The organism is Pseudomonas sp. JUb52 (assembly GCF_004341115.1).
GTDB lineage: Bacteria > Pseudomonadota > Gammaproteobacteria > Pseudomonadales > Pseudomonadaceae > Chryseomonas > Chryseomonas oryzihabitans.
The window spans coordinates 201,722-228,434 of sequence record NZ_SLYS01000010.1 but is presented as its reverse complement, the minus strand read 5'-3'; the positions used below and the strand labels follow the sequence as shown (position 1 = coordinate 228,434).

The 26,713-nt window shown below is 64.2% G+C and carries 31 protein-coding genes and 1 pseudogene; 3 read left to right on the top strand and 29 right to left on the bottom strand.

What is annotated here, in order from left to right:
- Positions 1 to 132: 132 nt before the first annotated feature.
- Complete coding sequence (locus EC839_RS17770) at positions 133 to 351, bottom strand: DNA-binding protein (protein ID WP_007162938.1); 219 nt, start codon at positions 349 to 351, stop codon at positions 133 to 135.
- 130 nt (positions 352 to 481) lie between these two features.
- On the opposite strand from EC839_RS17770, the gene EC839_RS17765 reads away from it, so the two are divergent.
- Together EC839_RS17765 and EC839_RS17760 are read left to right on the top strand one after the other, a co-directional pair.
- Positions 482 to 781 carry a hypothetical protein gene (locus EC839_RS17765; protein ID WP_007162937.1) on the top strand — a complete coding sequence of 100 codons (300 nt, stop codon included), beginning with the start codon at positions 482 to 484 and terminating at the stop codon, positions 779 to 781.
- Positions 782 to 1,213: 432 nt separating this feature from the next.
- Positions 1,214 to 4,180, top strand: coding sequence for a PAS domain-containing protein (locus EC839_RS17760; protein ID WP_007162935.1), 2,967 nt, complete (start codon positions 1,214 to 1,216; stop codon positions 4,178 to 4,180).
- A 22-nt stretch (positions 4,181 to 4,202) separates the two neighbouring features.
- Here EC839_RS17760 and EC839_RS17755 read toward each other — a convergent pair whose 3' ends face one another.
- Together EC839_RS17755 and EC839_RS17750 are read right to left on the bottom strand one after the other, a co-directional pair.
- Positions 4,203 to 4,571, bottom strand: a complete 369-nt coding sequence (locus EC839_RS17755; protein WP_039976462.1) for a response regulator — start codon at positions 4,569 to 4,571, stop codon at positions 4,203 to 4,205.
- Between the two features lie 82 nt (positions 4,572 to 4,653).
- The gene (locus EC839_RS17750; RefSeq protein WP_132832940.1) at positions 4,654 to 5,019 is read right to left on the bottom strand and encodes a response regulator; all 366 of its coding nucleotides are present in this window, start codon (positions 5,017 to 5,019) and stop codon (positions 4,654 to 4,656) included.
- Positions 5,020 to 5,250: 231 nt separating this feature from the next.
- On the opposite strand from EC839_RS17750, the gene EC839_RS17745 reads away from it, so the two are divergent.
- Positions 5,251 to 5,493, top strand: a complete 243-nt coding sequence (locus EC839_RS17745) for a hypothetical protein (protein ID WP_007162932.1) — start codon at positions 5,251 to 5,253, stop codon at positions 5,491 to 5,493.
- A 176-nt stretch (positions 5,494 to 5,669) separates the two neighbouring features.
- On the opposite strand, the gene EC839_RS17740 is transcribed toward EC839_RS17745, so the two are convergent.
- The 26 genes and pseudogenes from EC839_RS17740 to EC839_RS17620 all read right to left on the bottom strand — a co-directional run bounded on the left by EC839_RS17740 (position 5,670) and on the right by EC839_RS17620 (position 26,656).
- Complete coding sequence (locus tag EC839_RS17740; protein WP_132832939.1) at positions 5,670 to 7,208, bottom strand: sensor domain-containing diguanylate cyclase; 1,539 nt, start codon at positions 7,206 to 7,208, stop codon at positions 5,670 to 5,672.
- 242 nt (positions 7,209 to 7,450) lie between these two features.
- A complete protein-coding gene (locus EC839_RS17735) occupies positions 7,451 to 8,719 on the bottom strand; it encodes a phage late control D family protein (protein ID WP_007162930.1) in 1,269 nt (422 codons plus the stop codon).
- A complete protein-coding gene (locus EC839_RS17730; RefSeq protein ID WP_007162929.1) occupies positions 8,716 to 9,159 on the bottom strand; it encodes a phage tail protein in 444 nt (147 codons plus the stop codon). The genes EC839_RS17735 and EC839_RS17730 overlap by 4 nt, the downstream gene beginning before the upstream one ends.
- A gap of 4 nt (positions 9,160 to 9,163) precedes the next feature.
- Positions 9,164 to 12,169, bottom strand: a complete 3,006-nt coding sequence (locus EC839_RS17725; protein WP_007162928.1) for a phage tail tape measure protein — start codon at positions 12,167 to 12,169, stop codon at positions 9,164 to 9,166.
- Positions 12,159 to 12,278, bottom strand: coding sequence for a GpE family phage tail protein (locus EC839_RS17720; protein WP_007162927.1), 120 nt, complete (start codon positions 12,276 to 12,278; stop codon positions 12,159 to 12,161). The genes EC839_RS17725 and EC839_RS17720 overlap by 11 nt, the downstream gene beginning before the upstream one ends.
- 8 nt (positions 12,279 to 12,286) lie before the next feature.
- Positions 12,287 to 12,592, bottom strand: a complete 306-nt coding sequence (locus EC839_RS17715) for a phage tail assembly protein (protein WP_007162926.1) — start codon at positions 12,590 to 12,592, stop codon at positions 12,287 to 12,289.
- Positions 12,593 to 12,654: 62 nt separating this feature from the next.
- Complete coding sequence (locus tag EC839_RS17710; protein WP_007162925.1) at positions 12,655 to 13,170, bottom strand: phage major tail tube protein; 516 nt, start codon at positions 13,168 to 13,170, stop codon at positions 12,655 to 12,657.
- 54 nt (positions 13,171 to 13,224) lie between these two features.
- Entirely contained in the window at positions 13,225 to 14,391 is a 1,167-nt protein-coding gene (locus tag EC839_RS17705; protein WP_007162924.1) for a phage tail sheath protein, read from the bottom strand.
- A 112-nt stretch (positions 14,392 to 14,503) separates the two neighbouring features.
- Positions 14,504 to 15,211 carry a tail fiber assembly protein gene (locus EC839_RS17700; protein WP_007162923.1) on the bottom strand — a complete coding sequence of 236 codons (708 nt, stop codon included), beginning with the start codon at positions 15,209 to 15,211 and terminating at the stop codon, positions 14,504 to 14,506.
- An 11-nt stretch (positions 15,212 to 15,222) separates the two neighbouring features.
- Complete coding sequence (locus EC839_RS24620) at positions 15,223 to 17,700, bottom strand: phage tail protein (protein ID WP_256681080.1); 2,478 nt, start codon at positions 17,698 to 17,700, stop codon at positions 15,223 to 15,225.
- Positions 17,700 to 18,266 (bottom strand): phage tail protein I, encoded by a 567-nt coding sequence (locus tag EC839_RS17690; protein ID WP_039976457.1) that lies wholly within the window; start codon positions 18,264 to 18,266, stop codon positions 17,700 to 17,702. Before EC839_RS17690 ends, EC839_RS24620 begins: the two co-directional genes overlap by 1 nt.
- Positions 18,259 to 19,161, bottom strand: a complete 903-nt coding sequence (locus tag EC839_RS17685; protein ID WP_007162920.1) for a baseplate J/gp47 family protein — start codon at positions 19,159 to 19,161, stop codon at positions 18,259 to 18,261. The genes EC839_RS17690 and EC839_RS17685 overlap by 8 nt, the downstream gene beginning before the upstream one ends.
- Positions 19,158 to 19,502 carry a GPW/gp25 family protein gene (locus EC839_RS17680; protein WP_039976470.1) on the bottom strand — a complete coding sequence of 115 codons (345 nt, stop codon included), beginning with the start codon at positions 19,500 to 19,502 and terminating at the stop codon, positions 19,158 to 19,160. The genes EC839_RS17685 and EC839_RS17680 overlap by 4 nt, the downstream gene beginning before the upstream one ends.
- The gene (locus tag EC839_RS17675; protein WP_039976469.1) at positions 19,502 to 20,059 is read right to left on the bottom strand and encodes a phage baseplate assembly protein V; all 558 of its coding nucleotides are present in this window, start codon (positions 20,057 to 20,059) and stop codon (positions 19,502 to 19,504) included. Before EC839_RS17675 ends, EC839_RS17680 begins: the two co-directional genes overlap by 1 nt.
- 352 nt (positions 20,060 to 20,411) lie before the next feature.
- Positions 20,412 to 20,861 carry a phage virion morphogenesis protein gene (locus EC839_RS17670; protein WP_007162916.1) on the bottom strand — a complete coding sequence of 150 codons (450 nt, stop codon included), beginning with the start codon at positions 20,859 to 20,861 and terminating at the stop codon, positions 20,412 to 20,414.
- Positions 20,854 to 21,384: a phage tail protein gene (locus EC839_RS17665; protein WP_007162915.1), complete on the bottom strand. Its 531-nt coding sequence runs from the start codon at positions 21,382 to 21,384 to the stop codon at positions 20,854 to 20,856. The genes EC839_RS17670 and EC839_RS17665 overlap by 8 nt, the downstream gene beginning before the upstream one ends.
- Entirely contained in the window at positions 21,381 to 21,638 is a 258-nt protein-coding gene (gene lysC, locus EC839_RS24385; protein ID WP_080568412.1) for an Rz1-like lysis system protein LysC, read from the bottom strand. Before lysC ends, EC839_RS17665 begins: the two co-directional genes overlap by 4 nt.
- Positions 21,562 to 21,915 (bottom strand): annotated as a pseudogene (locus tag EC839_RS24615) (LysB family phage lysis regulatory protein); the annotation flags it as partial. The gene lysC and the pseudogene EC839_RS24615, both read right to left, overlap by 77 nt.
- A complete protein-coding gene (locus EC839_RS17655) occupies positions 21,912 to 22,118 on the bottom strand; it encodes a hypothetical protein (protein WP_007162912.1) in 207 nt (68 codons plus the stop codon). The pseudogene EC839_RS24615 and the gene EC839_RS17655, both read right to left, overlap by 4 nt.
- On the bottom strand, positions 22,115 to 22,939 hold the full coding sequence (locus EC839_RS17650) for an N-acetylmuramidase family protein (protein ID WP_007162911.1): 825 nt from the start codon (positions 22,937 to 22,939) through the stop codon (positions 22,115 to 22,117). Before EC839_RS17650 ends, EC839_RS17655 begins: the two co-directional genes overlap by 4 nt.
- Positions 22,936 to 23,250, bottom strand: coding sequence for a phage holin, lambda family (locus EC839_RS17645; protein ID WP_007162910.1), 315 nt, complete (start codon positions 23,248 to 23,250; stop codon positions 22,936 to 22,938). The genes EC839_RS17650 and EC839_RS17645 overlap by 4 nt, the downstream gene beginning before the upstream one ends.
- A gap of 22 nt (positions 23,251 to 23,272) precedes the next feature.
- Complete coding sequence (locus tag EC839_RS17640; RefSeq protein WP_007162909.1) at positions 23,273 to 23,497, bottom strand: tail protein X; 225 nt, start codon at positions 23,495 to 23,497, stop codon at positions 23,273 to 23,275.
- Positions 23,497 to 23,958, bottom strand: coding sequence for a head completion/stabilization protein (locus EC839_RS17635; RefSeq protein ID WP_007162908.1), 462 nt, complete (start codon positions 23,956 to 23,958; stop codon positions 23,497 to 23,499). The genes EC839_RS17640 and EC839_RS17635 overlap by 1 nt, the downstream gene beginning before the upstream one ends.
- Before the next feature lie 102 nt (positions 23,959 to 24,060).
- Entirely contained in the window at positions 24,061 to 24,762 is a 702-nt protein-coding gene (gpM, locus tag EC839_RS17630) for a phage terminase small subunit (RefSeq protein WP_132832938.1), read from the bottom strand.
- Between the two features lie 3 nt (positions 24,763 to 24,765).
- On the bottom strand, positions 24,766 to 25,782 hold the full coding sequence (locus tag EC839_RS17625; RefSeq protein WP_007162905.1) for a phage major capsid protein, P2 family: 1,017 nt from the start codon (positions 25,780 to 25,782) through the stop codon (positions 24,766 to 24,768).
- 28 nt (positions 25,783 to 25,810) lie between these two features.
- Complete coding sequence (locus tag EC839_RS17620) at positions 25,811 to 26,656, bottom strand: GPO family capsid scaffolding protein (protein ID WP_007162904.1); 846 nt, start codon at positions 26,654 to 26,656, stop codon at positions 25,811 to 25,813.
- Positions 26,657 to 26,713 lie beyond the last annotated feature (57 nt).

Sequence of the window (26,713 nt, the reverse complement as noted above, 5' to 3'; positions counted from 1 at the left end):
CGGGTCTGTTTCATTGGGGTTGCTTGTCTTGCCATGATTCACCTCGTTGCAGTTTATCGCTTAACGGGGGTGTCCACTGGGACTGGGCAAGATCACGTTTCATCTTCCAGTTTCTCCCTGGGCCATGCGGCCCTAGTGTTGGGCCGCGGTGGTAGCCGGAATCTCGCCCTGTTTGATGCCGAGCAGAACGGCTGCGCGGTGGGACTCCCCTCGACGGCCCTTCTTGCGGCCGTTGAGAAGGTCGCTGACCAAATTCTTGTTCAACGAGTGAGTGCGGCAGAACTCAGCGATAGATATGCCCGCTCGATCCAGCTGGGCGCGGGCTTGCTCGGGAGTCAGAGGGGCGGGCATAGTGTTCCTGTGTGTTCAAACGTGTTCATTGAGAGCTGATTATGCATCCAATAGGGCGCAAGTCAAAGGATATTGTGTGCAAGTGCGTGCATTAGGCGACAGACTGCGCGAAGAACGAGATCGGCTGAGCTTGACCCAGGACGAACTAGGCCAAATCGGCGGCGTAAATCGGAATTCGCAGGGGAAGTACGAGAAGGGAGAGCGGAACCCTGATTCCGCATATCTGGCGGCCGTGGCCGCAGCGGGAGTCGATGTGCTCTATGTCCTCACTGGGAGGCGCGCACCCATTGAAGCGTCCGCGCTGACGCCAGATGAGCAGGAGGTCGTTGCCTATTACCGTGGCATGTCGGATTACAGCAAAGAGTCTGTGCGCCGTATGGCTTTTGCGATAGCTGCGGCGGACGGCAGCCTGGATTCCGGCAAGACTTGAAGATCGTGCCCCACGAACGCAGAAGCCCAGCCAAAAGCTGGGCTTTTTGTTTCAAACGCTTTTCAAGAGTTGGCGACCCATGTCTCAGATTGTACTGTAACAATATCCAGTAAAAAGGAGTATGCAGTACCTATGGAACAGCTCAGGAACGCCCCTTTCGTGGTCTGTGGCCGACAACCCGTGCCTTCGGCAGCCTGTGAGTACGAGGCGCGACTGCTGGAGGCCGTCAGGGGCTTATCCCGGGATGATCGGGAGAGGGTCTATCTGCTGGTGCTGGACCTGGCTAGGGTCAGCGGGCCCCTGGTGTGCAGGCCCGCCTAGGCGTCTCGGCGGCAGCAGGCGCGGTGACACAGTGAGGCGCACGTCTTGGTCAGTGAGCCTCGCTGCTGCCTTTAGTGGGACCGTAGTGCCATCTGTCGTCTCGGACAGGAAATGAACACGATCCTGTCTGATAATTCGCGCGTCATCCCCCTCCGCCTACGCCCCCTCTTAATGACCAGCCGAACCAACACCCCTGACCAAGCAATTATCGCACTTACTATTGAAAATGATCGCCTGCGTCAGGAGCTCGCCTCGGCTGAGCAGTACAAGGCCGATTCGGCCTTTCTGCGTAGCATCCTGGCTGCCTCAGGAGACTGCATCAAGGTCCTCGATCTGGAGGGGCGCGTCGCCTACATGAACGACGGCGGGCAGGCGCTGATGGAGGTCAGCGACTTCAACTCGATCAAGGGCTGCCCGTGGCCCAACTTCTTGCAGGGAGAGAATCACCAGGAGGCGAGGAGAGCGCTGCAGTCGGCCCGTGAAGGCAAGATGGGCCGCTTCCAGGGCAAGGCCAATACCTTCCAGGGCAACGCGAAATGGTGGGATGTCCAGGTCACCCCGATCTTCGATGAGGCTGGGCAGCCCCGGCGGATCCTGTCCGTGTCCCGCGATATCACCCAGGCCAAGCTCAACGAACTGGCGGTGGCTGAGCAGGAGGCCAACTATCGGCAGCTGTACAACGCCATTGCCATCGGCTTCTGCATCGTCGAGGTCCGCTGCGACGACCTGGGTGCACCGGAGGACTATCGCTTCCTCAAGGTGAACAAGGCGTTCGGCGAGATCACGGGCCTGACCGATGTCACCGGGCAGTGGATGGGTGACCTGGCGCCTCAGGGGGAGTCTCCCTGGGCCGAGCGGTACGCCGAGATGTTGGCTACCGGCAAGGCCGTGCATTTCGAGCACCGGGCCTCATCACTGAACAACCGGCACTACGACGTCTATGCCTATCCGCTGGGGACCCACGCGCCTAACCAGGTTGCCGTGTTGTTTTCTGACATTACCGCGCGAAAGCATCGAGAGGCTGAACGCGCGGCATTGATTGAGCTGGGGGCCCGACAGCACGACTTTGAACGTGCCGCTGATATCGCCTATCTGGCTGCAGAGATCACCGGGCGAACCTTGGGGGTGGGCCGCGTTGGGTATGGGGTCATCCAGCCCGATGGAGACACGATGCTGATCGAGCGTGATTGGACAGCCTCAGCAGTCCCCTCCGGTGCCGGTCTGCATTTTCTGAGGAGCTACGGGGAAGCCCTCACCGGGCTGCGTGCGGGTAAACCGATCGTCGTCAACGACGTGACGACAGACCCACGAACCAGGATCGCGTCTGCCGCTTTTGCGGCCGTGAACATTGCCGCGCTAGTCAATGTGCCCCTTCTCGAAGAAGGCAGGTTGGATGCCGTGTTGTTCGTCAACAGCGATCGGCCGCGGGTCTGGTCGGCAGAGGAATTGGAATTCATCGCGGACGTGGCGGCCTTGACCCAAGCGGCAGCCGGGAGGCGGCGCTCCAAGCGCAATCTTCAGCAAGCAGCAGCGTCGCTGGAAGTCCAGGTGGCCGAGCGCACGCGCGACCGTGATCGCCTCTGGCGACTGTCGGGCGACCTTATGCTGGTGGCTGACGGCGACGGACGCATCATCAGGTCGAATCCGGCCTGGGGCGAGATCCTGGGCTGGTTGCCTGAAGAGCTCATGCATATGAGCGTTTTCGAACTCATTCATGCGGACGACCTGGCGCGCAGAGAACAGGGTGCCGTGGACGTCCTTGAGCACGGCTTGCGGCTGGCTAGGTTCGAGAATCGCTATCGCTGCAAGGACGGTGGCTACCGCTGGATCTCCTGGACCGCGCAGGCAGCGGAAGGCGTCATCGTCGGAGTGGGCCGCGACATTACTGAGGAAAAGGAGCAGGCACTGGCCTTAGCGGCGGCTGAAGATGCCCTGCGGCAGAGTCAGAAGATGGAAGCGGTGGGGCAACTGACCGGAGGCTTGGCGCACGATTTCAACAATCTGTTGGCCGCAATCACCGGAGCTATGGAGTTGCTCAAAATGCGAGTCAGCCAGGGAAGGCTGAAGGACTTAGATCGTTATATTGGCGCGGCCCTGGTCGCATCCAACAAGGCTGCGGCCTTGACGCATCGGTTACTGGCGTTTTCTCGCCGACAGGCGCTTGAGCCCCGTTCGACTGACGTCAACGCCCTCGTTGCCGATATGACCGACATGATCAGCCGTACGGTGGGTCCGCAGATCGAGGTTGTAGTCATAGCAGAGCCCGAACTGTGGAATGCACTGATCGATCCGCCCCAGTTGGAGAACGCGCTACTCAATCTCTGCATCAATGCGCGCGACGCCATGCCGACGGGCGGGCGTATCACCATCCAGACCACGAACCACCATTTCGAGGATCCCGCTGCGGAAAATCTGGACCTCGCACCGGGTGACTATCTGTCGCTCTGCGTGATCGATACCGGAACCGGCATACCACCAGAGCTATTGACTCGAATCTTCGATCCGTTCTTCACGACGAAGCCGATCGGGGAGGGCACCGGCCTGGGCCTGTCGATGATCTATGGCTTCGCCAAGCAGTCGGGAGGATGGATCACGGTCGATTCGACCCTAGGGGAAGGCACCACGATGTGCTTGTACATGCCGAGGTGCAGTGAGCACGAACTGGCTAGTGATTGCATCGGTGTGGAAGCGAAGCCGGAAACGAAGGGGAGCGGGAAAGTAGTACTCGTCGTGGAGGATGAGCCGGTCCTGCGGATGCTAGCCACTGAGATTCTGGGGGACCTTGGCTATACCACGCTGGAGGCGTCAGGGAGTGCGGGCGGGCTGCAGATTCTGAATGCTCATGGCCGGATTGATCTGCTGATCACGGACGTAGGTCTTCCGGGGCTCATGAATGGTCGGCAATTGGCCGAGGCCGCTAGAGCGGTGCGTCCGAGGCTCAAGGTGCTCTTTGTCACCGGTTATGCCGATACGGCGTTCCAAGATGAGGGGCAGCTTGAGTCAGATATGGAAGTGCTGGCGAAGCCCTACTCTGTTGACGCCTTTGCTGCTCGCGTCGATAGGCTGCTGGGCAACTAGCCCTTCAACTCGAGCAAGCTGCTTAACGCAACGCCTGGGCGATCGCGGATTCCAAAGTGGCTGGCATCCAAGGCTTCTCGAGATAGACCACGTTGGCTGGGAGATCTGCCCGGATCTCGAAGCCGTAACCCGTTGTGATGATAATAGGCAGCGTTGGCCAGCGGCTTATCAGCAGGTTAGCCAGATCGCCTCCGGTCAGTTGCCCAGGTACGAGGTGATCGGTGACAAGAAGATCCGGCTTCCCATCGCGGAGTAGGGCTAATAGCGCATCGTCGGCGTTCAGAAATCTCGTGCAATGAGCGCCGCGCTCGTCGAGAAGGTCTTCAAGGATCTGCCCCAGCATGGGGTCGTCTTCGACGACTACCACCCGAAAGGACGTCAGATTCAGCATCAAACAAGGACCAGGCGATAGGAAGGTGCGGACTGTATCAATAATCAGTCAGTACCGCTTCAAATTTTCAATCGCGTGACCACTACTGCATCAGCTCTCGGACGGCATATTCAAGCTGCTTATAGGACCAAGGCTTGGCTATAAACGTGGAGTTGGGCGGCAATTGGTGGGTGCTGGCGTCCGCGTAGCCTGAGGTAATCAAAACCTTCAGCCTCGGCCAGCGCAGGGATGCGATCAGAGCGAGCTGGTGGCCGTTCAGACTGCCTGGGGTAAGGATATCGGTGACCAAGAGGGCGATGTTATCGGCGTTTGATTCAAGGCACGCAAGCCCTGCGTCGGCCCGGTCGCATTCGATCACGGCATTGCCCAGATCGCTTAGTACGTCCTTTATCAATTCCCGGACGAGGGGCTCGTCTTCCACGAGGAGGATCTGGAGCTGATTGTTCATGACGCCACGAAAATGTGTTGCAGTAGCACTGAGAGCGACTCGCCTCAGCAAGGTTTAACTTAGCTGACGGCCGGGTGGTGCGCAGGGAGTGGCCTTGACTTGATGGTGACAAGAAGCTGAGAGTCTTGTCTGTGCGCCGTCGCCCATGGGAGGAGACACATTTAGACTGTGTGTCCTGTAGGTGTTGGGCTCGGACTAGGGTGACACGATAGGACCCGCATAGGATCGTCAATGCCTCTCTCTCAGGTTCATAAGACCAACGTCTCGTCGACGCTTGCACGCTACATCAAGGAGATGGAAGACGCGGCGGATGTACAGCTTCTTGAGCTGCATTTCTGCCGAGCCGGTGCCTACATCGCCGCAGCGCGCGATATGGAGGCTTTGCCCAGCGAGCAAATCAACGCGCTTCTTGCTGTGTTCGATCACCTATACCGGCACGGGCTCATTCGGCTCTCCGTTTCACAGCTGAGCTGACTGCTCTGGAAGGCTGTACTACAACGATGGCGTCGATCTCGGCCTTCAGGCGCTTCGGCGTGTAGGTGAGCTCGGCTCGGCCCAGGGCGAACTGGTAGGTGAGGGCCGTACCTTCTAGCTCATTCATACCCCGCTTATTAAAACAAGGCATTTATACGACTTAATTCGTGATTAACCTATCGGTTCCCTAGCTGTAGGGAAGATAGCGTCGCGCCCTTGATTTTTGCTTGATATAGCCTCTCGTCGCACAGGTTTAGTAATTCTGCTGGTGAATTTATGGTCGAGTTTGGATGGGAGCAGTAGATACCTATGCTTACAGTGACTCGGCCTTTCGGGCTTTTCTCATGAGGGATGTTAAGGCTTTTAAGCGTTTCTGAAATCTTCTTTGCGACCTCATAAGTGCCGAATTCATCGGTGCTTGGAAGCAATATGACCATTTCTTCGCCACCAAAGCGGCTTGCGAAATCACTCGGGCGTCGTACAGAATTTTTTATGCATTCGCTTACGGCCTTTATGCAAACGTCGCCCGCGATATGTCCGTAATGGTCGTTATATTTTTTGAAGTGATCAATGTCTAGCATTATGAGGCCGAGCGGACTGTTAGATCTCTGTGCTCGACTAATTTCTATAGGTAATGTTTGATCTAGAGAGCGACGGTTTTTAAGCCCGGTTAAAGCGTCTTCACTAGCAAGCGTTTCTAGTGCTCGAAGAGCGGTTTTTAGCTTATCCTCCGTTTTGCTGGTGATCTTGATTTGATAGAAAAGCACTGTGCTGAATATTATCAGCACAATCGCTATTGCTGTTGTAAGAAATATAAGGCGGACAAGGCTATGGCGCCACTGCGCCAAAATCCCATCCATGGAAAGCCCTGCTTGCACTACTAGGGGGTAACGGCTTAGCTGTCTATAGCTATTTATTCGTTCAACTCCGTCCACTATAGATATGATACGTGCAGTACCAATAGGGCTTAAAGGCAGATATTTCGAAAAGATGTCCCCTTTTGAAATATTAGTACCAACAGTCTTTTCGTCGAAAGGTCGGCGAGTTAATACGGTTCCGTCCCTAAGCGCAACGGCAAAGATATCGCTTCCGTTTAACTTGAAGTTCGAGTAAAAGTCATTAAAATATTTGACGTGCAGCGTTGTTAAAAACACACCGGCGAACGATCCGTCTGGCCTGTCTATTCGCCTGGATATTGGTATTACGAGTTCTCCCGTAGAGCGGCTTTTGATGACTTGGCCTATGTGCATGCTGCGATCTTTATGGGTTTTGTGATAGATGAAGTATTCTCTGTCAGAGTTATTGGCATTTGGTGGAATAGTGGTTTTATCTGTTACTAGCCAGCGGCCTTCACTGTCATAAATAAATATTCCATGTATTTGATGCATTATGCTGGCCTGGCCTAAAAAGACTTTTCTTAGGCGCTCGGCATCAATGTTGTCTAAGCCATACCATTCCGCGCGTTCCACCATTCCGCTTGAAAAGGCTTCGATTTCTTTAATAGCGTCTTCCGCATGTTGCGCTGCAGATAAAACGAGGTTGGAGGTGTATTCCTCCGCGTCTTTGATTTGCATCCGATAGTCGCGTATCGATTGCCAGGCGATCAGCCCAGCCAAAAGCAAAAGTACTGCAATGATAAATATGGCCGCGATGAGCTTTAGGCGCCCAGCGGAGGAATCAAACGGTTCGATTGGCTTAGCGACATCGATAGGCATCGGGGGTGGCACTTTTCCAGACAGAATGAGTGTCTTCAGGTATCGCTGGCTAACATAGCACTATCAGATGGGAGCTATCGCCCATTCGTGATAAGGGATAGCTGTTGCAGCTATCTCTGTTGCGTACGAATGTGCGCTTTCTGCGATCTGCTTGAGGTGAGCCTGGTTGCGGCTAGGGTGCTGGTAGATTTATACCAACGCTCTACGGCGAGCGCTCAAGCCTGATCTAGACGGTTCAGGGGTTATGTCTGGACGTCTCGGAGCTTGCGCCATTCCCGTTCCACCGCACGCTTCGCCGTGGCCTTGGTGGCGTACAGGTACCGCAACCGCCGCGGCTTGCTCTGGTCGCCTTCGGTGAGCGTGTGCTCCTTGCCGGTTTTGGGATCGCGGTAGTAGGCGATGATGCCGGTGTAGTCGCCCTGTATCTCGTCGACCAGGTCGGCTACCAGGTCCTCCGGCAGCTTGGCTTCCAGCTCGAGGCGCGTGATGTAGCCGCCGTCCGCGGTGAGGCTGTGCTGCACGTTCCCCCCGTACCAGATGATGGAGTCGATCTCGGCCTTCACGCCCTGCAGGGTGTAGGTGAGTTCGGGCATGAGCTCTGGCCGGCCCAGGGCGAGCTGGTAGGTGAGGGCGGCGGTACCGCGCTGCAGGCGGTTCCACTCGGCCCGGGCGGCGCGCAGCGCGGAGAGCTGGTCGGCGTAGATGTGGCGCAGGTCCTTCACGTTCTCGCCGCCCCCGGCGATGGCCTCCTTCTTCTTAGCGCTGTTGACGTCGTAGTAGAAGGCGCGCACGGCGTCGTAGCTCTCACGATCGGCCTGCAGGTAGCTGTGCTGGTCGCCGTCTTTGCGGGTGAGGGTGACGTGGCCCAGGTCGGCGCCGCTAACCGCCTTGCCGCCGCCGGCCGGGAGGAAGAGCAGGCGGCCGGCTTTCACGGTGGCCACCGCGTCGTAGTCTTCACCCAGGCGGGTGAGGAGGTTGGCGTCCGATTCGCCGGTTTGGTCCAGCTGCAGGACCTGCTGCGCCTCGAGGGCGGGCGCGATGAGCGGGGTGAGCCCCTGGCGCGCGGCCAGAACGCGCAGCACGGCGCCCAAGGTGGTGGCGCTGTAGCTCTGGTCCCGCTTGGTCTTGAGGCCTTTGCGCAGGTCGGCGCTGCGCGCTCGGATGCTCAGCACGTCGGGAGCGCCGCTGTGCTCGGTTTCGTCGACGACATAGCTGCCCTTGTCGATCAGTCCGGTGGTGGACCAGCCCAGCCAGAGGCGAATCTTGGCGCCCCGGGGCGGGATGGCCAGCAGGCCGTCGTGGTCGGATAGCACCAGGCTCAGCTGGTCGGCCTCGAGGCCGCGGTTGTCCGTCAGATCTAGGCTGATCAGCCGCGGCGCGATGAGGGCGCTAATGTCCTTGCCGTCGACCAGGATCTGGTAGCGCGCTTGGGCATAGGTAGCGCCCTGCACCAGGTCGCGGCCGAGGGTGCGCAGCTGGCCGGTGGCGGTATCGAGCAGTTCTTGGATCACAGCAGCTTCCTCAGCACGGTACCCATGCCGGCCATGCCGGCGCCGAGTAGCTCGCGGCCGGTGTCGTCGTCGACGCGCTTGAGAGCGATGCTGAACTCGATGCGGCGCGGGGTGCCGTCCTGGAAGAAGAGCGTCTTGGTCTCGGTGATGCTCTCGATGACCCAGAGCCCATAGATCCGCCCGCTACCCTCGATCAGCGGCCAGGCGCCGCCGGTACCGGCCATGTAGCGCAGCACGTCCAGGCTGCTGGGCGTGCCGGCGAGCTCCGGGGCGAGCCAGCCGGGCAGGGTGATGCTGTCGTCGCCCTTGCCCAGGAACTGGCGCGCTGGCGCCGCGCCCACGCGAGAGCTGGTGGCGTGGCGGTAGTCGGTCTGCCGCTGCAGCTCCTGGTAGGCGAGGGTGTAGAGGCTGAAGATGAAGTTGCCGAGGGCCATCATCATGGGGTCAGGTCCTGTCTCTGAGGCTGCTGCGGCTGCGGGCGGCTTTCTCGGCCTGCAAGCGGGCCAGCTCGGCACGGACCTGACGGGCGATGGCCTGCGGATCCTGCGCAGGCGCAGCGTGGATATGGATTTCGTAGTGGTCGCCCGTTGCGGGCGCTGGAAGCGGCGCTGGCGGCAACGCGGGCCGGCTATCGAAGGCGATCGGCTCGCGTGCTGGCTGCTGCAGCGTCGTCTGGCGTACCGCCTCAATCTGCCGGCTCTGCGGTGATGCGTCCTTGACGATCGCCGGGACAACGGCTGCGGCCGGCTGCATGATGGCCTGGCGTACTGACTCGATCTGCCGTTGGAGCAGTGTGGTATCACCAGCCGGCTGGGCCAGCGCGAGGATTGCCGGCTGCTGGGTGACTTGGCGGACCGCCTCCATCTGTTGCTGCTGGGCAGATGGCAGTGGCTGGGCTGCTGACATCTGCGGAGCACCGCCGAGGGCCAGCGCCGCCGTTGCCGTAGCTGCAATACGCTTGGCGGTGTCGGCAATCTGACCCAGGGGGCTGCCTTCGCCTTTGCCCATGCCGACCGCCAGGCCCTGCATGGTGTATTCGCCCAGGGCAGCGAAGACGCGGGACGGCGAGTGAATGTCCAGCTTCTCCTTGAAGAAATTGATCGCACTCTGGCCGGCGCCCATCACGGCATCTTTCACCGCGCCCAGGCGGCCGGTGATGCCGCGGACCAGGCCGTCCATGATCATGCCGCCGAGTTCGGTGAATTTGGCCGGGAGGTCGAAGCCGAAGTAATTCAGCACAGCAGCGAAGGCCTGGTAGAAGAGCCCGACGGGGGAGAAGTCGAGGATCTTGCGGGCGATGGCGCCGATCCCGCCGCTGACGCCCGCTGTGAGCCCATTGAGCAGCACGGCGCCGACCTCGGTCAGCCGGGGGGGAAGTTCCAGGCCGAAGTAATTCAGCACGGCGGCGAAGGCCCGGTAGAAGAGGCCGATCGGCGAGAAGTCCAGGATCAGCCCAGCGATGCTAGCAATACCACCCGTGGCCCGTGCCTTCATCTCTGCCCATACCCCTGCGAACCACGGACCGATTGTTTTCCAATTGGCGTAGATCAGGGCGCCGGCGGCGACCAGTCCGAACAGGACAGCGCCAATGGGGTTGGCGATCGCTGCCGCACCGATCAGGCGAAGGCCAGCCGCTACCAGGGGGAAAGTGCCCTTGCCGAGCTTGAAGAGCAGGCCCAGCACGCTGGGCAGGCGGATACCAACTTGAGCAAGCATGAAGCGCAGCGCGAGGAAGGGCCCGAGCACGCCGGCGACGCCCAGGGCGACGGTACCGAAAGCGATCGACACGCCAGACAGCACCGCGGCCACCTTGACCAGGTTGCCGGCGAGGACCGGATTCTCGCGGGCCCAGGCGCCGGTTTTGCCAGCGAGGTCACCCAGCCAGGTGATGATTTCCTTGAGCTGGGGTGCAATGGCGGCGCCGAATTCGGACTGGGCGTTGGTGAAGGCGCCAGTTGCCGCCTCCCAGGTGTTGGAAAGGGTGCCCAGCTGCTCGTTGACGCGCATCTGCAGGTCCGCCTGGGCCTTCATCTTGCCCTGGACTTCCTGGTAGCCGACCAGGCCCTTGGACATCATGGTGTTGAGCGCGGTGAGGGTCTCGGAGTCGTCGCCGAAGACCTGTTTCAGCACGCCCAGGCGGGTCTCAGTGTTGAGTACCTTGAGCTTGTCCAGCTGGGCGTAGAGCTTCTCCATGCCGCCGAATTCGCCCTTGCCATCGGTGAAGTCGAGCTTGATACCCTTGTCCTTGAGGCCCTTGTTGGCCTTGCCGACTTTGTCGGTGTCCATGCCCATCTGAAAGATCTTGCGCAGAGCGTTGCCGGCAGCGCCGCCCTCCATGCCGGTCTGGTCGAGCTGGATCAGCAAGGGGGCCAGGGCGTTGGCCGCCTCAAGGCCCTCCTTCTTGATGATGTCCAGCGCCGGGCTGATCTTGCTGAAGCCCTCGAGCATGTTGTTGGAGTCGACGCCCAGGTAGAAGCCGCGCTGGATGGTGTCCATCAGGCCCATGAGGTCCTTCTCGCTGGTACGGGTGGCGTCCTGCATCTTGGCGGCGAACTTGGCCGCCTCGGTGACTGGCATCTTGAGCTGGACGCCCAGGTAGGCCGCGGCCTCGCCCATGCCGCCAAGGATGGTCTTGGCCGACATCCCCTGGCGCACCAGCATGGTCATCATTTCCTGGAATTCGGCGGTGGTACCAGGCAGGCGATCGCCCAGGCGCGTGGCCAGGTCGGAGATCTCCTTGAATTCCTTGGGGGCGGTGCCGTCGCTCAGCATTAGCGAGGCGCGCAGCTGGGTGGCAGCGTCCTCGGCCGGGGCAAAGGCCTTGATCATGCCCAGCACCGGGCCGCCGATCGCGGCGCCGGTGGCAGCCGAGCTGGCTCCGGCCATGGCGGCGTTGCCGGCGAGCTCCTGGCCGCGCTTGAGCTTGCCGCGGGCGCTTGCCAGCTTCTCCTGGGTGCGATTGAGGCGCTCGAGCTTGCCCCGCTGGGTGTCGATCGCGGCATTGGCGCTGGTGAGTTGCGCCTGCAGCCGTGCCTGGGCGCCGCCGAGGTCGCGGGTATCGACGCCACCGGCGCGCATGATCGGCAGCAGGCGCTGCAGCTCGGTGCGCTGGGCGGCGTGTTTGGCGTGCAGGCGATCTACCTCGGCTGCGACGTTGGCGAAGCGCTTCTGGAACGCCGCCGAGGGTGCGTCCATCGCTTTGAGGTCCTGCCGATACCCGCGCAGCTTCTCCTGGCCCTTGGCCAGGGCCTCGGCGCTCTGGCGCACAGCCTCGCGCTGGCGCTGATAGGCGCTGATGTCTTGCTGCTGCTGGTTGAGCTCCTTGACCCGGTCCCGGGCAGCCTTGAGCGCCCGGGCGGTCGCGTTGCCGCCCCCGGCGATGCGTTTGAGCGGGGCCGTGACCTTGTCCAGGGCGGACAGGAGGACACGGATCTGCAGGTCATTGGCCATCGGGGGAGACTCGCTTGCGGGCGCGTTCGCGCCAGTCCATCAGTTCGGCCAGGCCCAGCTGGTCGAGCTGGGCTGGTTGCCAGTGGAAGGTGATGGCGAGATCCGCCATTGCTTCCTCTACGCGGACGGGGAGAGCTCCGCCCTGACCGACTTCTTGAGCAAAAAACCGGCGATCTTCCCGCCGACGTCGACCAGGTCGGCCGGATCCATGGAGCGGACTTCGCTCTCGGTGAGGCTGGGAATGCTGATGCGCGGGGTCACACGCATGATCGCGGCAACATCCAGCTGCAGCAGCTCGGCCAGGGAGACGCCGCGCAGCTCGCCGGCGTTGGGCTTGCGCAGGGTGATCTGGGCGATGGTGGTCTCGCCGCGGGTGATGGGCTGATCGAGGACGACGACGTTGTCTTGGGTGGTATCGCTCATGGTGGTACTCCAGGTAATAGGCTAGGGCTGGCCCGCCGGAGTGGGCCGAAAAAGGCGAGGTATCAGATCCCGAGGGCGGCGCGCTGCTTGGCCAGGCGGTCTTCACCGCCGACGATCTCGACGAAGTTGAGGAGGTCGATCTCGATCACGGTCTCGCCCGCCACGATCAGCTTGTAGTAGCTGCAGGTGGTGGTGATCTTGTGCTCGGTGTCTTCGCCCGGAGTGGCTTCGCCCATCTCGATGGTCTCGTGACGGCCGCGGACCACGATCTCGACGGCGGTGTCCTCGCCGGTGTCGTCCTGCTGGTAGGTGCCGGTGAAGCGCAGGGGTACGGCTGCGGCGCCCACGGCGCCGAATTGCTTTAGGGCGGTGAGATCCAGTCCACCCAGGGTCCACTCCAGCTGGATGCCGTCGTCGGAGAAGCCCAGGTCGGCCTTGACTGGGCCGTTCATGCCGGCGCCGCGGAAGGCTTCCATCTTGCGGCCGAGGGGCGGCAGGGTGCAGGACTTGGCGACGCCCAGGTAGGAGTGGCCGTCGTTGAAAAGCATCATGTTCTTGAGTTTGCGGGGCATGGCCATGAGGGCAGCTCTCCAAAAGGCGGCCTAGGGGACGCCGGATGTTCAGGGTAGGGATCAGGCGTTGACGCGGCTGGCGAAGTCGACCAGGAAGCGGTCGGTTATGCGCTGGCGCAGGGTCAGGTCTTCCAGCGGCGGGACCGGGGTGTAGTCGTAGTCCAGGAAGAGCTTGCCGGCCTTGAGCGTCTCCTTCTCGTTGGCATCGGCGTCGTACCAGCACTCGCCGCCGAGCAGGTAGCCCTGGCGAGTCAGCTCGCGGAACTTGGCGTTGATGCCCTCGACGATGTCGCGCACCAGGCTCGGGTGCATGGGGCGGTCATTGGCCCAGAAATGCGCCTCGGCCATGGTGTCGGCCAGCACCTGGGCGGTGCGGGTGTAGTTCTCGAAGGCGAAGAGCGGATCCTCGCTGGTGGTGCGCGAGCCCCAGAAGCGATAGCCGTCGTGGTTGATCAGCGTGGTGACCTCGTTGCCGTTGAGGTAGTCGCTGTCGGTTGCGGTGTTCTGCAGATCCCAGAAGACGTCCTTGCTGATGCCGGTCACGCCGTCCACGGCCACGTTCGACAGGGTCTTGTGCCAGCCGGTGCTCTGGTCCAGCTGGGCGCGCAGGCCCAGGGCCCGGGCGGTGGCGTTGGCGGTCACAGTGGCGTTCTGGACGGTGGACCAGGCCAGGAAGTCCGGCCAGTGGAGCATCAGCTCACGGGCGCCGAACTGGTTGCGGTAGGCGACGGCCTCTTCCTTGGTGGCGCAGCCGTTGCAGCTCGCATAGACGAAGCCACGCAGCTGCTTGGCGATCGCCACCATGGCGGTGGTGACGGCCTGAGTGTCGAGCCCGGGCACGCCCAGGATGCGCGGCGTGATGCCCAGCTGGGCCTTGGCCGCGAGCAGCGCCTTCATACCGGTGTAACGGCCATTGGCGACGCCGCCGATGATGTTGCTCTGCAGCTCGGCCGCATTGGCGCCATCGGGCACGCGCACCACGACGGTGACCGGCTTGGACTGGTCGGCGATGGCCTGCAGCGATTCGGCCAGGGTGCCCTTGGTGCCGGCTTTGCCGACAGCGCCCTGGACGTTGGTCAGCAGGACGGGGGTGTTGAGTGGGAAGGCGTCGGCATCGGCATCGCTGCCGGTGCAGACCATGCCGATGACGGCGGTGGAAACGGTGGAGATGGAGCGGGTGCCCTGATTGATCTCGAGGACACGCACGCCGTGATGGTAGTCAGCCATGAGGGGTTGCCTGCGCAGGTGGGTAGGTGACGCTGCACAGGCTGGCGGATCCGCGCGCGCGGGTCGCGGGGCGGGAGTTGTAGCGGAGCCCGCTACAAAATGCCGACCGCCATCAGGCGGCCGGAGTGGGCTCCTGGTAGCCCTGGGCGGAGAGGTAGCCGGTGGTGGCGGCCGGATCCGGGCTGGTTGGCCAGTCGCCTTCGGCCGGGACGGCGCCGATGGTGTCAACGCGATTGAGCAGCACCCGATAGGTCTTCCAGGACTTGAGCGCCTTGGTCTCAGCCTCGGTGGCGATCTCCAGATCCACGGCATCCTGCAGGGCGTCGACCTGGTTGCTGGCGTACTGCAGCAGCAGGGCGCGCTTGCGGGTGGCCAGGGCCTTGGCCGCGGCCAGTTGCGCGGCCTCGTCCAGCTGCCAGTGATCGTCCTGCCAGGTGTCGAATTCGCTCAGCGGCGCCACCAGGGTGTAATCGCTGGGCAGGGGGCCCAGGAGTGCCCACTGGCGTGGCTCGCCGGTGCCGGTGTGGTAGACGGTGGCACCGCGGTGATCCTCGACCTCGATCCAGGCTTCATCGCGGCGCACCAGGACCATGCCGGTGCTCGGCTCGGGCGGATTGTCCAGGGTGCTGTGGGCCGGGATGAGCCAGACATCCGGCTCCAGCGGGCTGGGATCCGCCGACGTTTTGCCCAGGAGCTCGCCGGACACCGGATCGAAGGTGGCCACCTGGGGGACCAGGCGGTCTTGCCACCAGGGAAGCGCAGTGGTCTGGGCGGGAAGGTCCAGGCTGACCAGCAGGTTTTCAGAGTCGGTAACGGTCATGGGGGCGATCCTCAATACTTGATGCAGGCCAGCAACGCGATGTTGCGCGGGCGTGATTCGGTACCGCCGCTGAAGCTGACGGTGATGGTGTGGGTGTGGTCGCCCGCGGTACTGGTGCCCTGACTGGCTTCACCGGAGTAATAGGCCTCATCGCCGTACACGGCATTACCAGAGCCTTCCGGCGCGCGGTCCTGCTTGAACGACATGGTGTGCTGGTGGGCACCGGCGTTCGCCGCAGTGGCGCTGTGGGTGTGGTTCAGGTTCTGGCTGGCCTGGCTGCTGTTCAGGACCCGACAACCATCGACGCCGCGCCCATCGTCCCAGGCGCGTAGGAACTCACCCCGCAGATCCGGTAGGTTGAACGTGGAGGAGCCATCCCCTGCGCCGAAGTTGGTACCGATCACGGCGAACAGCGCGGCGTAGGTGGAGCGCGATACCGCGGCGCCGTTGGCCTTGAGGAAGCCGGCCGGCGCCGAGCTGCTGGGGAAGAAGACGACCTCGGCGGTGCGGGTGCCGGTGGCGTCCTGGACAAAGGCAGTACTGGCACCATCGTTGGTGCTGTCGCCGCGGGCCTTGGTCGGCATTTCGATGCCGTTACCCACGACGACCTTGCCCGTATCGAGCTTGACCGACAGCGGGCGGAGCGAGTTGTAGCCGCCATACGGATCGCCCGAAGCGGTGATCATGAGCCAGAGGTAATTGCCGTCGTTGCGCCAGAAGGTGCCGTAATTGCCGGACACGATCCGATAACAGTTCGATGACAGCGACCGGACTTCACCGCCTGGGGTCACGCTCAGCAGGGACGGGTTCCACGTTGCCCCGTTGTCGCCGTTGTCCCATTCCAGGAACAGGTTGTTGCCATCGGTCTTCCAGCGCGAGGACTTGGCGCCGCCAGTCCGATCGAGCATGGCCACGGTGGGCGCATAGCTCATCACCGAAAGACCGCCAGTGCCGTCGCCGGCATCGCTCTGTACACACAGGCTGGCCCCGCTGGGATCGGTGATCCAGCTGCTGCCCGGCCGGATCCGCGTCTTGACCACGTATTCCATCTGGTCCTGGTCATTGAGGCCGCCGAAGTAGGCGCGGCGGTCTGCGGTGGCCGAGCCACTGGGCGTGAAGAACCAGCGAGGTCTCCAGCCGCCGTTGCCGTCGTTGACGCCCTGATAGCACAGCGTGGTGATACCGGCACTGTTGCGGTATTCGAGCGACAGGTTTCCAGCGGCTTCCAGGTTCTGCAGGGTGACGAGCTTCCAGCCGTTGCCCGTCGTCGTGCCCTTCAGCACATGATCAGTCTGGTCCTGGAGATCGGAGAACTTGCCGGTTCGGGCAACGTTGGCAAGCTGGTCGGCGAACGCGAATTCGCGCCATGCATACCAGGTCGCGTCGTGCCGGACCCGAACGAACGTCCGCCCTCGACCGCCCGAGGCGCCGAAGACTTCGGTGGCTACCTGGGTCAAGCGAGCAGCAGAACCCGGCAGGCCGTGGGTGAAGACCTCGAATGCCACCCGAGCCGCATCCGCCGCACCGGTCACCGGCCAGTTCAAGGCCGCTCCGGCGGTCACGACGTCTTCGCAACGGATCATGCCGCCTACCGGTGCGTCGTTGAGGTTTATCGCGTTGTTCTGTACCGGCGCCGCGCCGGCCAGGCCATAGGCCGCCATCACAGCCTGCACAAAGGCGGTGGTGGCGATCTGGGTGGTGTTGGTGGCGATGCCAGCCGTGGGCGCCTTGGGCGTACCAGTCAGGTTCGGCGACTCGCTATTGGCCTTGAGCCCCAGCGCCGTGGCCATATCGGTGGCATAGTTCGGGTTATTGCCCAGGGCGGCCGCCAGTTCGTTGAGCTGGTTGAGCGCTTCCGGCGAGCCATTGACCAAGGCGGCGATCGCGGCCTGGACGAAGGCCGTCGTGGCGATGCTGGTGTCATTGTCGCCGGCAGACGGCGTTGGCGCGCGCGGGTCGCCCGTCAGCACCGGCGAGTTGAGCGGCGCCTTGCTGTCGTCGGTGATGGTGATGTTCGCCGTGCCGTCGAAGAGCACGCCGTTGATGGTCCGCGCGGTGGCCAGCTTGGTGGCGCTGGGCGCTTGGCCGGATCCGTTGCCGGTACCGCCGTTGGCGACGGGCAGGAAGATGGCGGCGGCGGTGGCGCGTCCTTTCTTGTCGAGCGTGACGCCACCATAGGTCCCTGCGGCGACCCCGGTGTCGGCCAGGGTCACGGTCAGGGACAGATCAGCGCTGCCGTCGAAGGTCCCGGTGGCGGTGGCGTCACCGGTGAGCTTGACCGCGCGCGCGGTGGCCAGCTTGACGGCCACCGCAGCGTTGCGTGCTCCGCTGAGCAGGCCATCCACTAGGCCTTTGAGGTACTTGGTGCGGTTGGCCAGCTGCTGGCCCTGGCGGTTGGAGAGCCCATCGGGGCCGCCGACTACCGGATCGGTTTTCTCGATCTGGTAGACGCCATCCTCCCACTGCTCTTTTTCGGTGAGGTTCGTCATCAAGCGACTCCGTAGGTGAAGGTCCCGTCGTAACGGAAAGTGCCGCTGTGATCGTTGAGCGCAGCGGTGAAGTTGAGGGCAATGAGCTCGCAGCGCGCCGGGGCGACGTCGGCGAGGGTTTGGCGGATCCGCGCGGCCTGGGCCACGCTGATGGGCTGGGTGACGTAAACGCTGTACTTGGCCCAGTGCTCGTCATGGCCATAGAAGCGGTCGCCGTTGTAGGTGCGGTTGGCGTCGTAGAGGCCGCCCGTGGCGCCTTCGATGAGGGTGAAAGCCTCGGAGCCGAGCAGGTTGGTCAGGGCGCGGCGGACGGCGCCGCGGGTGCCCTTGTGCCGGTGAACGGTGACGGAATCCGCAATGATCTGGCGCTTGGCGTCCTCGCCCCAGTTGACGTCCCAGTCGTCGACCGAGACCGCCCAGGCCAGCCAGGGCAGCACCGCGGCCGGGCACTTCCAGGGGTTCCACAGATCACGGATCGGGACCGGCAGCGCATCGAGGCCGGCACCGCTGGCGGTGATCGCACGCTCCAGCGGCAGGCTGTTGGGTGGCAGCAGCACGCTACTCATCGGTGCCGCCCTGGGTCAGGGTGATGCCGGTGCAGTAGGCGGCCTGGTGCTGGGCGACCTCGAGGTCGGTGGCCGGGCTGTTCAGGATGACGTTCTGCACGCCGCTCTGATGCAGCGCGGCGAACAGGCCCGAGCGGGAGACGTCCTGGCCCATGGCGTGGCGCTCGGCCACGTAGGCCTTCGCCTTGGCCAGGGCCGCGGTTTGCACAACGGCCATATCCGGGCCGTTGTAGAAGACCAGGGTGGCTGCCACCTGGTAGGGCAGGATCTCGGCGGCGACCACTTCGACGGTGTCGCAGAGCGGCCGGACGTCTTCGTCGTTGAGCGCTGCGGTCACGGTGGCCAGCAGCGCGGCGCTCGGCGTGCCGTCGCCTTCCGTGCTCAGGACCACGACCCGCACGGTGCCCTGGATGGGACGCAGGATGGCCACGTCCTTGACCTTGGCCGAGGCGGACAGCGCGTGATAGCGGTAGGCGTTGCGCGGGCCGGCGGTGGTGAAGCCTTCCAGGGCGAGCTGGGTCCGGTACCGCAGGCGATCGTCCGTCTCATAGACGGCGGGGATGGCCGGGGTGACGCTGGTGTCGGCCGGCGTTACCAGCAGGCGCTGGACGCCGTACCAGGCGGCGACGTTCTCCAGGTCCGCACCGGTGGCATAGGCCAGCATCACGGCCTTGGCGCCGTCGTTGATGCGCTGGCGGAGGATGAGCTCGCGGTAGGTGTTCTCCTGGAGCAGCTTGTTCAGCGGCTGCGACTCCAGCTCCAGGCGCGCGGCGATATTGGCCTGCTCGGCAGCCGGGTACAGGCTGACCAGGCGGGCCTTGCGGGCGGCCAGCAGGGTCTCGAAGTCCAGGGACTCGACGACGTCGGGCAACGGCAGGAGGGAAAGGTCGATCATGCGAGGCCTCCAAAGACCAAGGGGGCGCGCAGGCTGACGGCGGCGTTGGTGACGGTGCTGTAGCCCTCCAGGTCGACGAAGGCCTGGCCCGGGGCGTCGCCCAGGGTGAGCGCGATGCGGGTGAGGTTGAGGCGCGGCTCCCAGCGCATGAGGGCGATCACGGCCACGGCCTTGGCCTGCAGGGCTGTGGCATCGTTGAACGGCTGATCGATCAGGCTGAACAGGTCGCAGCCATAGGGGCGGCGCATCACGCGGGTGCCGATCGGCGTGGTGAGGATGTCGCCGACCGACTGCTGGAGCTCCTCGAGCTCGGTGACGGCCAGGCCCGTTTCGCGGCTCATCATGGAGAGGGCGCTCCGGTCTGGGCGTTGCCGACCTGGACGCCGCCATGGGGGTGCTTGACCAGGCTGATGCCGGCGGCGACGACGTCGCGGGTCACGGTCACTAGGCCGTCGATGTCCACGTCGCCCTGCAGCTTGAAACCGCCCGGGGCGACGATCTCGACCCGGCCGCCGGCGGGCAGGGTGGCCAGCAGCTGGTGGGCCGCGCTGTCGTACTCGACGACGGCGCCGTCCGGGTAGGTGCGGCGGTGCAGGCCGGCGCGATCGCCATTGGCGGGGATGAGGGCGCTGAACAGTCCGGTGATGGCGATGCCCTGGGCAGTCTGGCCGCTGGGGCTCAGGACCAGGACCTGCTCGCCCACGGTAGGCGGATCCCAGTCGCGCGTGGTGCCGGCGCGCAGGGCGGCCCAGGGCAACCAGCCAGTCAGCAGGTCGCCGCTCTGAACCCGAACCCGGGCAGGGCGCTTGTCTTGGAGACTGCCATGGTCGACCTCGGCGATGGTGCCGAGGCGGATCAGGTTCTCGATGAGGCGGGAGAGGGCGGCGATATCGGTCATGCCGCTGAGGATGGCGGCCGCGCGCGCGAGGTGCAGCCGGGCGGTTGTGTAGCGGCAGTCGCTACATATCAGCACCCAAAACAAGCGTGGCGACTACCTAGGGGTCAAAGAAGACAGACCATTCAGAGGAGGGCAACCGATGGGGTGCTTATACAGACCGACGCTGGGAGATCTAGAAGAGTCGATCTTGGGTCATGAGCTGATGTTGGCCAGGTTCGAGCGGCAACTCGTAAGAGTAGACCTGGACACCGACGCTTACACCGATGTGCTCCGCATCATGGAGGGTATCCAAATCGAGTTGGAAAATGATCTGGCTCGTCGTACTGAGCTGCTGAAGCGGGCGGGCTGGTAGTCAGTCGAGTAGACCGTCCAGAAGCGAGTCGCGCAGCTGCTGCAGGTCCTGGTCAGACAGCCCAAGCAATTCGCGGCGGGCGTAGCGGACCTCAGGTGCCTCGCGCTCTGCTCGGTCTTTCAGTCCGTACTGGTGGACGCGGGCGATGCGGGAGACGCGGCCGGCGAAGCCGATCACAGCCTGATGCGGCGTGCCCTTGGCCTTGAGGTACCGGGCCATGTTGAGCCTCTCGAACATCCGCCGTTTGATGCGGCCCTTCTTGCCGCGCAGATCTCGCGGCTTGCGTGCCTCGAACGGCGAGCCGTCGGGGTTCACCTGGGCGCGGATCCGCTGCTGCTGACTGCGGCGCAGCTGCTGGGCAGCCTTGCGGGCCAGTTGGGCCCGGCCGCGGCCATCCAGCTTCTGCAGGAGCGGCGAAAGCCAGGTCTCCAGCGCCTCGAGGTCAGCCACGGCTGCGGCCTGGATGTGGCGTTTCCAGGGCCAGGGCGTCGCCGGCAGTTCCAGATTGCCATTCGGCCAGCAGCTCGTCGCCGACGAAGACCTGCCAGGTGGCCGGCTCCTGGTACTCGGTATACGGGGACTCGGGCACGTGGTTCAGCTGGTAGGTGTCGTCCGGCTGGCGTTTCACGACCACGCGCTCGGTGAGCGGCAGGGTGATGGCCAGATCTACCTTGGAGTTGTCCAGGATGTCGGCCTCGAAGCCGATGCCCTGGGCGGACTTGTCCAGGTTGGCCAGCAGCTCGGACTGGTTCGTCCGAACCCAGGCCAGCAGCGGCAGCATCACGGCGTCAGGGTGGCCGGCGAAGTCGGTGAGGATGATCTGCAGCTCGTAGCCGTACTCCCAGGACAGGCTGGCCGCGGCGGTGCAGCGCAGCTTGCCCTTGTCGATGAAGACCAGCAGCCGGTCAGGGCTGTGGCGCAGCTCCGGCACGGCAGAGAGCAGGTGAGCACGCAGGCTCTCTGGCTTGTTCATGGGCGGGCCTGCTGGGCGTCATAGACCATATCGACCTGGGCGGCGCAGTCGGCCCAGGCGGCTTCCAGGGCTTCGCTGTCGTCCAGGAGCTCGCCGTTATTGCGCGGGGCGGTCGACGGCAGCTGGCAGCGCGTTACCACTGGACAGCCAATCACGGTAAGCCGTGGCTCCGGTGATGACGGGCCGCTGGCGCAGCCGGCGAGCAGCAGCAGGCAGAGGCTGGCCAGCCCAAGCCTTGAGGTCGGCGTTTTCAATTTCGAGCTCCTGGATCCGGCGCTTGCGGACATCGATCTCGCGGCGCAGGTCTGTCTGGGTGGTCTGCAGCCGGGCCTGGGCGGCTCGCTGCTCGGTGAGGATGTCGGCGAGGTGGTCGCGCTCGCCGGTCAGCTGGGTGACCCGGTCCTCAGCGGCCTCGCGCTTCTGGTTGGCCTGGTCGATGCGCAGGCCCTGCGCATAGAGGGTCAGGCACAGCACGGCGATCGTCAGGGCCAGGGCGAGCGCGAAGAGCGCCTTCTCCTTCCAGCTGATCATTGGCGGTACCAGCCAGCGCGGTTCATCGCCGCCTGGTCCAGGTGCTCGAGCTCGCCGATCACCACGACAGCCCGCACGCCCGGCTTGGCTATCTGGATGGCTTCGCAGAGGCGCTCGGCCTCCTCGAAGGACGCACCAGCCGGCAGGATGAAGACCTCCCCATCCTGCGGCTCGAGGCGCTGCACGTCGGTGACGGGTGTCATGCGGCGTCCTTAGCCGGGGCGGCGGTGCTGTAGCGGGCGAAGGCGCGCTCGAGCTTCACGTCGTAGAGGTTGCGAGCGTAGGCCGGGCCGTTGTAACCGCGGGCGAAGTCGGCCCACTTGCCGGCCTTGAGGGCCTTGAGCAGCGCGGGCTCTGCTTTGACGAAGCGGACGAAGGCCTCGAGCTGCTCGGCTTCGCTGGTCTGCATGCGGGTGACGAAGTCCTGGACGCTGGCATAGCCGAGGCTCTGCCAGTGATAGCCCATGACCTGGAACAGGCCCCAGCTGCACGACTCCAGCGCGCAGGCTTCGTCGATCTGCCGGGCCGAGGTCAGGCGCTGCCACTCGGCCGCGCCACCGGCGTAGCCGCCCGATTTCGGGTTGATCAGGTTCGGATTGAGCGCAGCCAGGCGGTCGGCCTCGGCCTGGCCGTGGGCCTTGACCAGGCGCTGGTAGAAGACGTGGCGCTCGAACAGGATCACCACCCGGCCGTTGTCCAGGAAGCCTTCGCCCTTGGACTCGACCTCATTGACCGCCTGAACGGCCGCGACGGGGACGGCCAGGGTCTTGGCGGCGAGCTCGAGGTCGGCGTAGCCCAGATGGAGTGGGTCGCGCTTGCCCAGCAGGGCGGCGAAGGTCTTCGGGCCCGCGATGCCATCGGCCACCAGGCCGACAGAGCGCTGGAAGGCTTCGACGGCGTGCTCGGTACCTTCGTCGAAGTCGCCGTCCAGGTCGACGGTGAAGCCGGCCGCAGCCAGGGCTTTCTGCAGGTCGCGCACGGCCAGGCCGTGGGCGCCTATGAGCAGGATCTTGGGCTGGTTCATTGCGTTTCCACCTTGCGTTCGACGAAGCGTTTGGCCGCGGCGCGAGTGCCCTCGACGCCCAGCAGGCCGATGATTCCGCCCCAGAAGGGGCCGGTACTGGCAGGGATGCCCAGCAGGGAAAGGCCATGGCTCGCCGCCAGGGCCAAGGCGCCACAGAGGGGTGCCTCGAGCAGCACGCGGCGCAGGGTGCCGCCGCCGTAGGCGATGCGCAGGGCGGCAATGACGCCAGCCACCAGCCCGGCATAGAGCGCTGGCCAGTTGTGTTCGAGCCAGGCGGCGAGCCAGGCCCAGGAGTCGGGACGGTCGGGCATAGGAGGTTTCTCGTGCATGGGGTCAGTCCCAGAGGTTCACCGGCTGCTGCACGGCGATGCCGGCAGAGGCTTGGGCGGGGGCGTCTGGCAGGGTGATAGGGGTGCCGATCGGCAGGATGGGGCCGAGTTCGGCCAGGCCCGGGTTGGCTTCGAGCGCGGCCTCGGTGACGCCCTGGGTGCGTCCGTAGTGCCGCAGGCAGATCCGGTCCAGGGTGTCGCCTTGCTGGGCGCGCACGACGGTGGCCATCAGATGAGCTCCACGGTGGTCCGGGCCAGGCCCAGGAAGTCGCGGATAGCCCAGCGCTGATCACGCCGGTACTCGTCGATGGTGGGTGTCTGAGCCTCGGCGTCCTTGTCGCCCTTGGCGGTGCTGTCATAGCTGCGGTATCGCTCGGCGACCTCGGCCGCGGTGGCGGCATCGATCGCGCGCAGGTACAGGTGGGTACGCTCGCTGACGCCGTCGACTAGCAGCCCGGGCACAGCGGCCAGGGTCGCGTAGCCGCTGGTGGACTGGGCGAAGCGGTATCCGGCGAGCTCGCGATTCACGCCGATGGCTGCGGCGATCACCGCGGCTTTCAGCTTCTCCGTGCTGACGCTGCTGTCGATCCGCAGCCGCGCGCGGACCTGGTCCAGCTCGATCGCCGGCCAGAAGGGGTCGGACACCACTTGACCGCTGGCGACGGTGCCGCCTGCAACGAATCCGCTCATGGTGCTGCTCTCGAATGGGTCGCCGGTGGTCGGGGCTTCACGGTCCCAGGCGAGGCCTGGCCGATCCGTCCCGAGCCGGCGGGGTTGCGGGGGACCGCTCGGTTAGCCGCCAGGGGCGGCATGTTTCTTGGCCAGGCGCTCGGCCCGTTCCAGGTCTTTCTTGCCGCCGCAGCGGTCGTGCAAACCGATCGCCTTGCGCAGCATCTCGATCGCCGAGACCAGCTGGCCCGGTCGGCCGGTTCGATCCTCGTCGACGTCGGCCAACTCGGCCCGGCCGATGGCCAGGTAGAGCTTGGCGCGCGCCTCGTCGGGCATGTCGTGCTCATCGGTGAGCACGGCGGTGCGGATCAGGATGTCCAGGTCGAAGGTCTGGCCGGCCTTCTGCGCCGCCAGTGCGCCCTCGGCCACTTCCTCGGCAATCAGGCAGCCCGGGGTGCGCTCGAAGCGATCGGGCATCAGCAGGCCGTGGCGCAGCACGTAGGCGGCGATGTCCAGGGCGCCGGCAAACTCGCCGGCATCGATGCGCCAGATCATCACGGTGACCAGCACTTCGTCCTGGGCGCCGTTGCCGCCCTTGAGCACGCCGCTGACGTAGTCGGCGTAGGCGCCGAGCAGCTGTCGCTTGAGCTCGGCTTTGGCCTGGGTGGATTGCACCTGCTTGAGTCGCAGCCGGTCCTGCAGCAGCTGGGCCAGCTGCTGCTCGTACACGGTGCGGCCCGCCATGCTGTCGGCCGGCCCGGCGGCCGCGGCGGCGAGTGCCGCTGCAGCTGCCTGGAAGTGGCTTTTCGCGGGAGAGGAGGCCATGGCTTACACGCCCGTCACGATGTTTTCGATCAGGCAGCCGAAGCCGTAGTCCTCGACCACGTAGGCGTCGTTGCTCGACTCGTAGTTCTCGATGCGGTTCTTCTCCGGCGCCTCCTTGACGAAGCGGCGGCGGCCACCGGTTTGGTAGTAGAGCGACAGGTTCTGCAGCGAGGTGATGAGCATCCCGTTGTCCGGGCAGTACGGCACCTCCACCGGCTGCAGGCCGCCCATGCGGCGCTGGGCCAGGATCACGTCGGTGGCCAGCTTTTCGGAGGCGGGCTGCTCCTTGTTCACCAACGGGAAGTACTTGTCGTGCACCAGGTCGCGGCCGAGGATCACCACCAGGCCCGGGTCCTTGCGGTACCAGGGGTCGATCAGGTTGCTGACCGCATCGAAGACCAGGGCATCCAGGTTGTTGTAGTCGGCGTCGCTGCCGGTACCGATGACGACCTTGCCTTCGGCCTTGCCCGACTTCAGCACGCGCTGCGGTGCATTGCTGCGGTACTGCTGCAGCCAGCCGATGTTGACGTCCTGCAGCAGCGGATTGGTAGCGCGGTTGGTGGTGGCCGCGGCGCTGGTGCCGTTGAAGCCGATCATCAAGCGGTCCAGGGCCTGCCGCTTCACGATGGCGTCACGCAGGCGCGACTGGAAGTCGGGGAACTTGGCCCAGGTATCTAGCAGCTGGTAGGTGATGGCGGTGTCGAAGTCGGTCTTCTTGCACTCGTACCCGCGATTGTCGAGCGCCTGCATCTCGCGGGGTTGGCGGGTTGCGTTGCCGCTGGTGTCGGTGCGGCCGGCGATGGTGCCGGAGACGCCCAGGCCGACCTTTTCGCCCATCAGCTCGTCGACGGGAATGACGTTGACCTTGCTCAGGAAGTCGCTGGACTCCTGGATACGGGTTTCCAGCTTCTGCTGGACGGTGGGCGCCACGGCGAAGGTCGCCGCGGAGGAGGAGACGCCGGACAGCTTGGCGACCTGCTCCAAGTATTGGTTGAACAGCACACGGGTATCGTTACGCATGGATCTCTCCGGAAAGGTGAACGGCTGATCAGCAGTCGGTCAGGTTCTGGCCATCGCCGCCGGTGACCGGAGGGCGCTTGGGTTGGTTGGGGTCTTGGGTTTGGCTGAGCTGCACCTGCAGGGCGGCGAAGTCGGTCTGCAGCTGCTGGTGCTTGCCCGTCAGCTCGGTGAGGGCCGCCTCGGCGCGGGTGAAGCGCTCGTCCTGCTCGCGAACGTGCTCGGCCACGGCGGTGACCGCGGCGCCGAACTGGGCAAATTCGCCCTGGGTCTGCGCCTCCTTGCCCTTGAGCAGCTCCTGGACCTTGGCGAAGAGCAGGGCGCCCAGGCCAGGCTTGTCCTCGGCCTCGTCGAAGGTGAGGGCGGTCTCTTCGGCCACGGTGAACAGGTTGTCCGCGTGCAGCTTGCGGCTGGCATAGGGGTTGGCTGCCGGATTGGCCGCGGCGAAGGACAGCACGTCGGTACCGAGGCTGGCGGGGCTGTCGGTGATGCCCAGGCCGACCAGGTAGGCGGCGCCGGTGTCGGCGAACTTGGGCGAGATCTCGATCGAGGTGTAGATCTTCTGCTTGGCCTTGTTCATGGCCACCAGGTCGGCGGTGGGCTCGATCTGAGCGAAGAGGGCCAGCTTCTTCTGGCCGTTGATCTCGACCTCTTCGGCCTTCACTGCGACCACGTCGCCATAGGCCTTGAAGGGGCTGTCCGCCACGCTGCTGCGGATGTGCTCCATCCAGATGCGGGCGCCGTAGGTCTTGGGGTTGTAGCTGGCAGCGGCCTGCTCGATCCAGGCGCGTTCGATCTGGCGGCCATCGCTGGTGGCGCCCTCGACAGCGACGCGGAAGAAGGGAGAGCGAAGTTTCGGGGTCTTGGGGTCGGCCATGCCGGGGATCCTCAAAGGCTTAGCGGGAGTGCTTGGGCGATGAGGGGCATGGTCGGG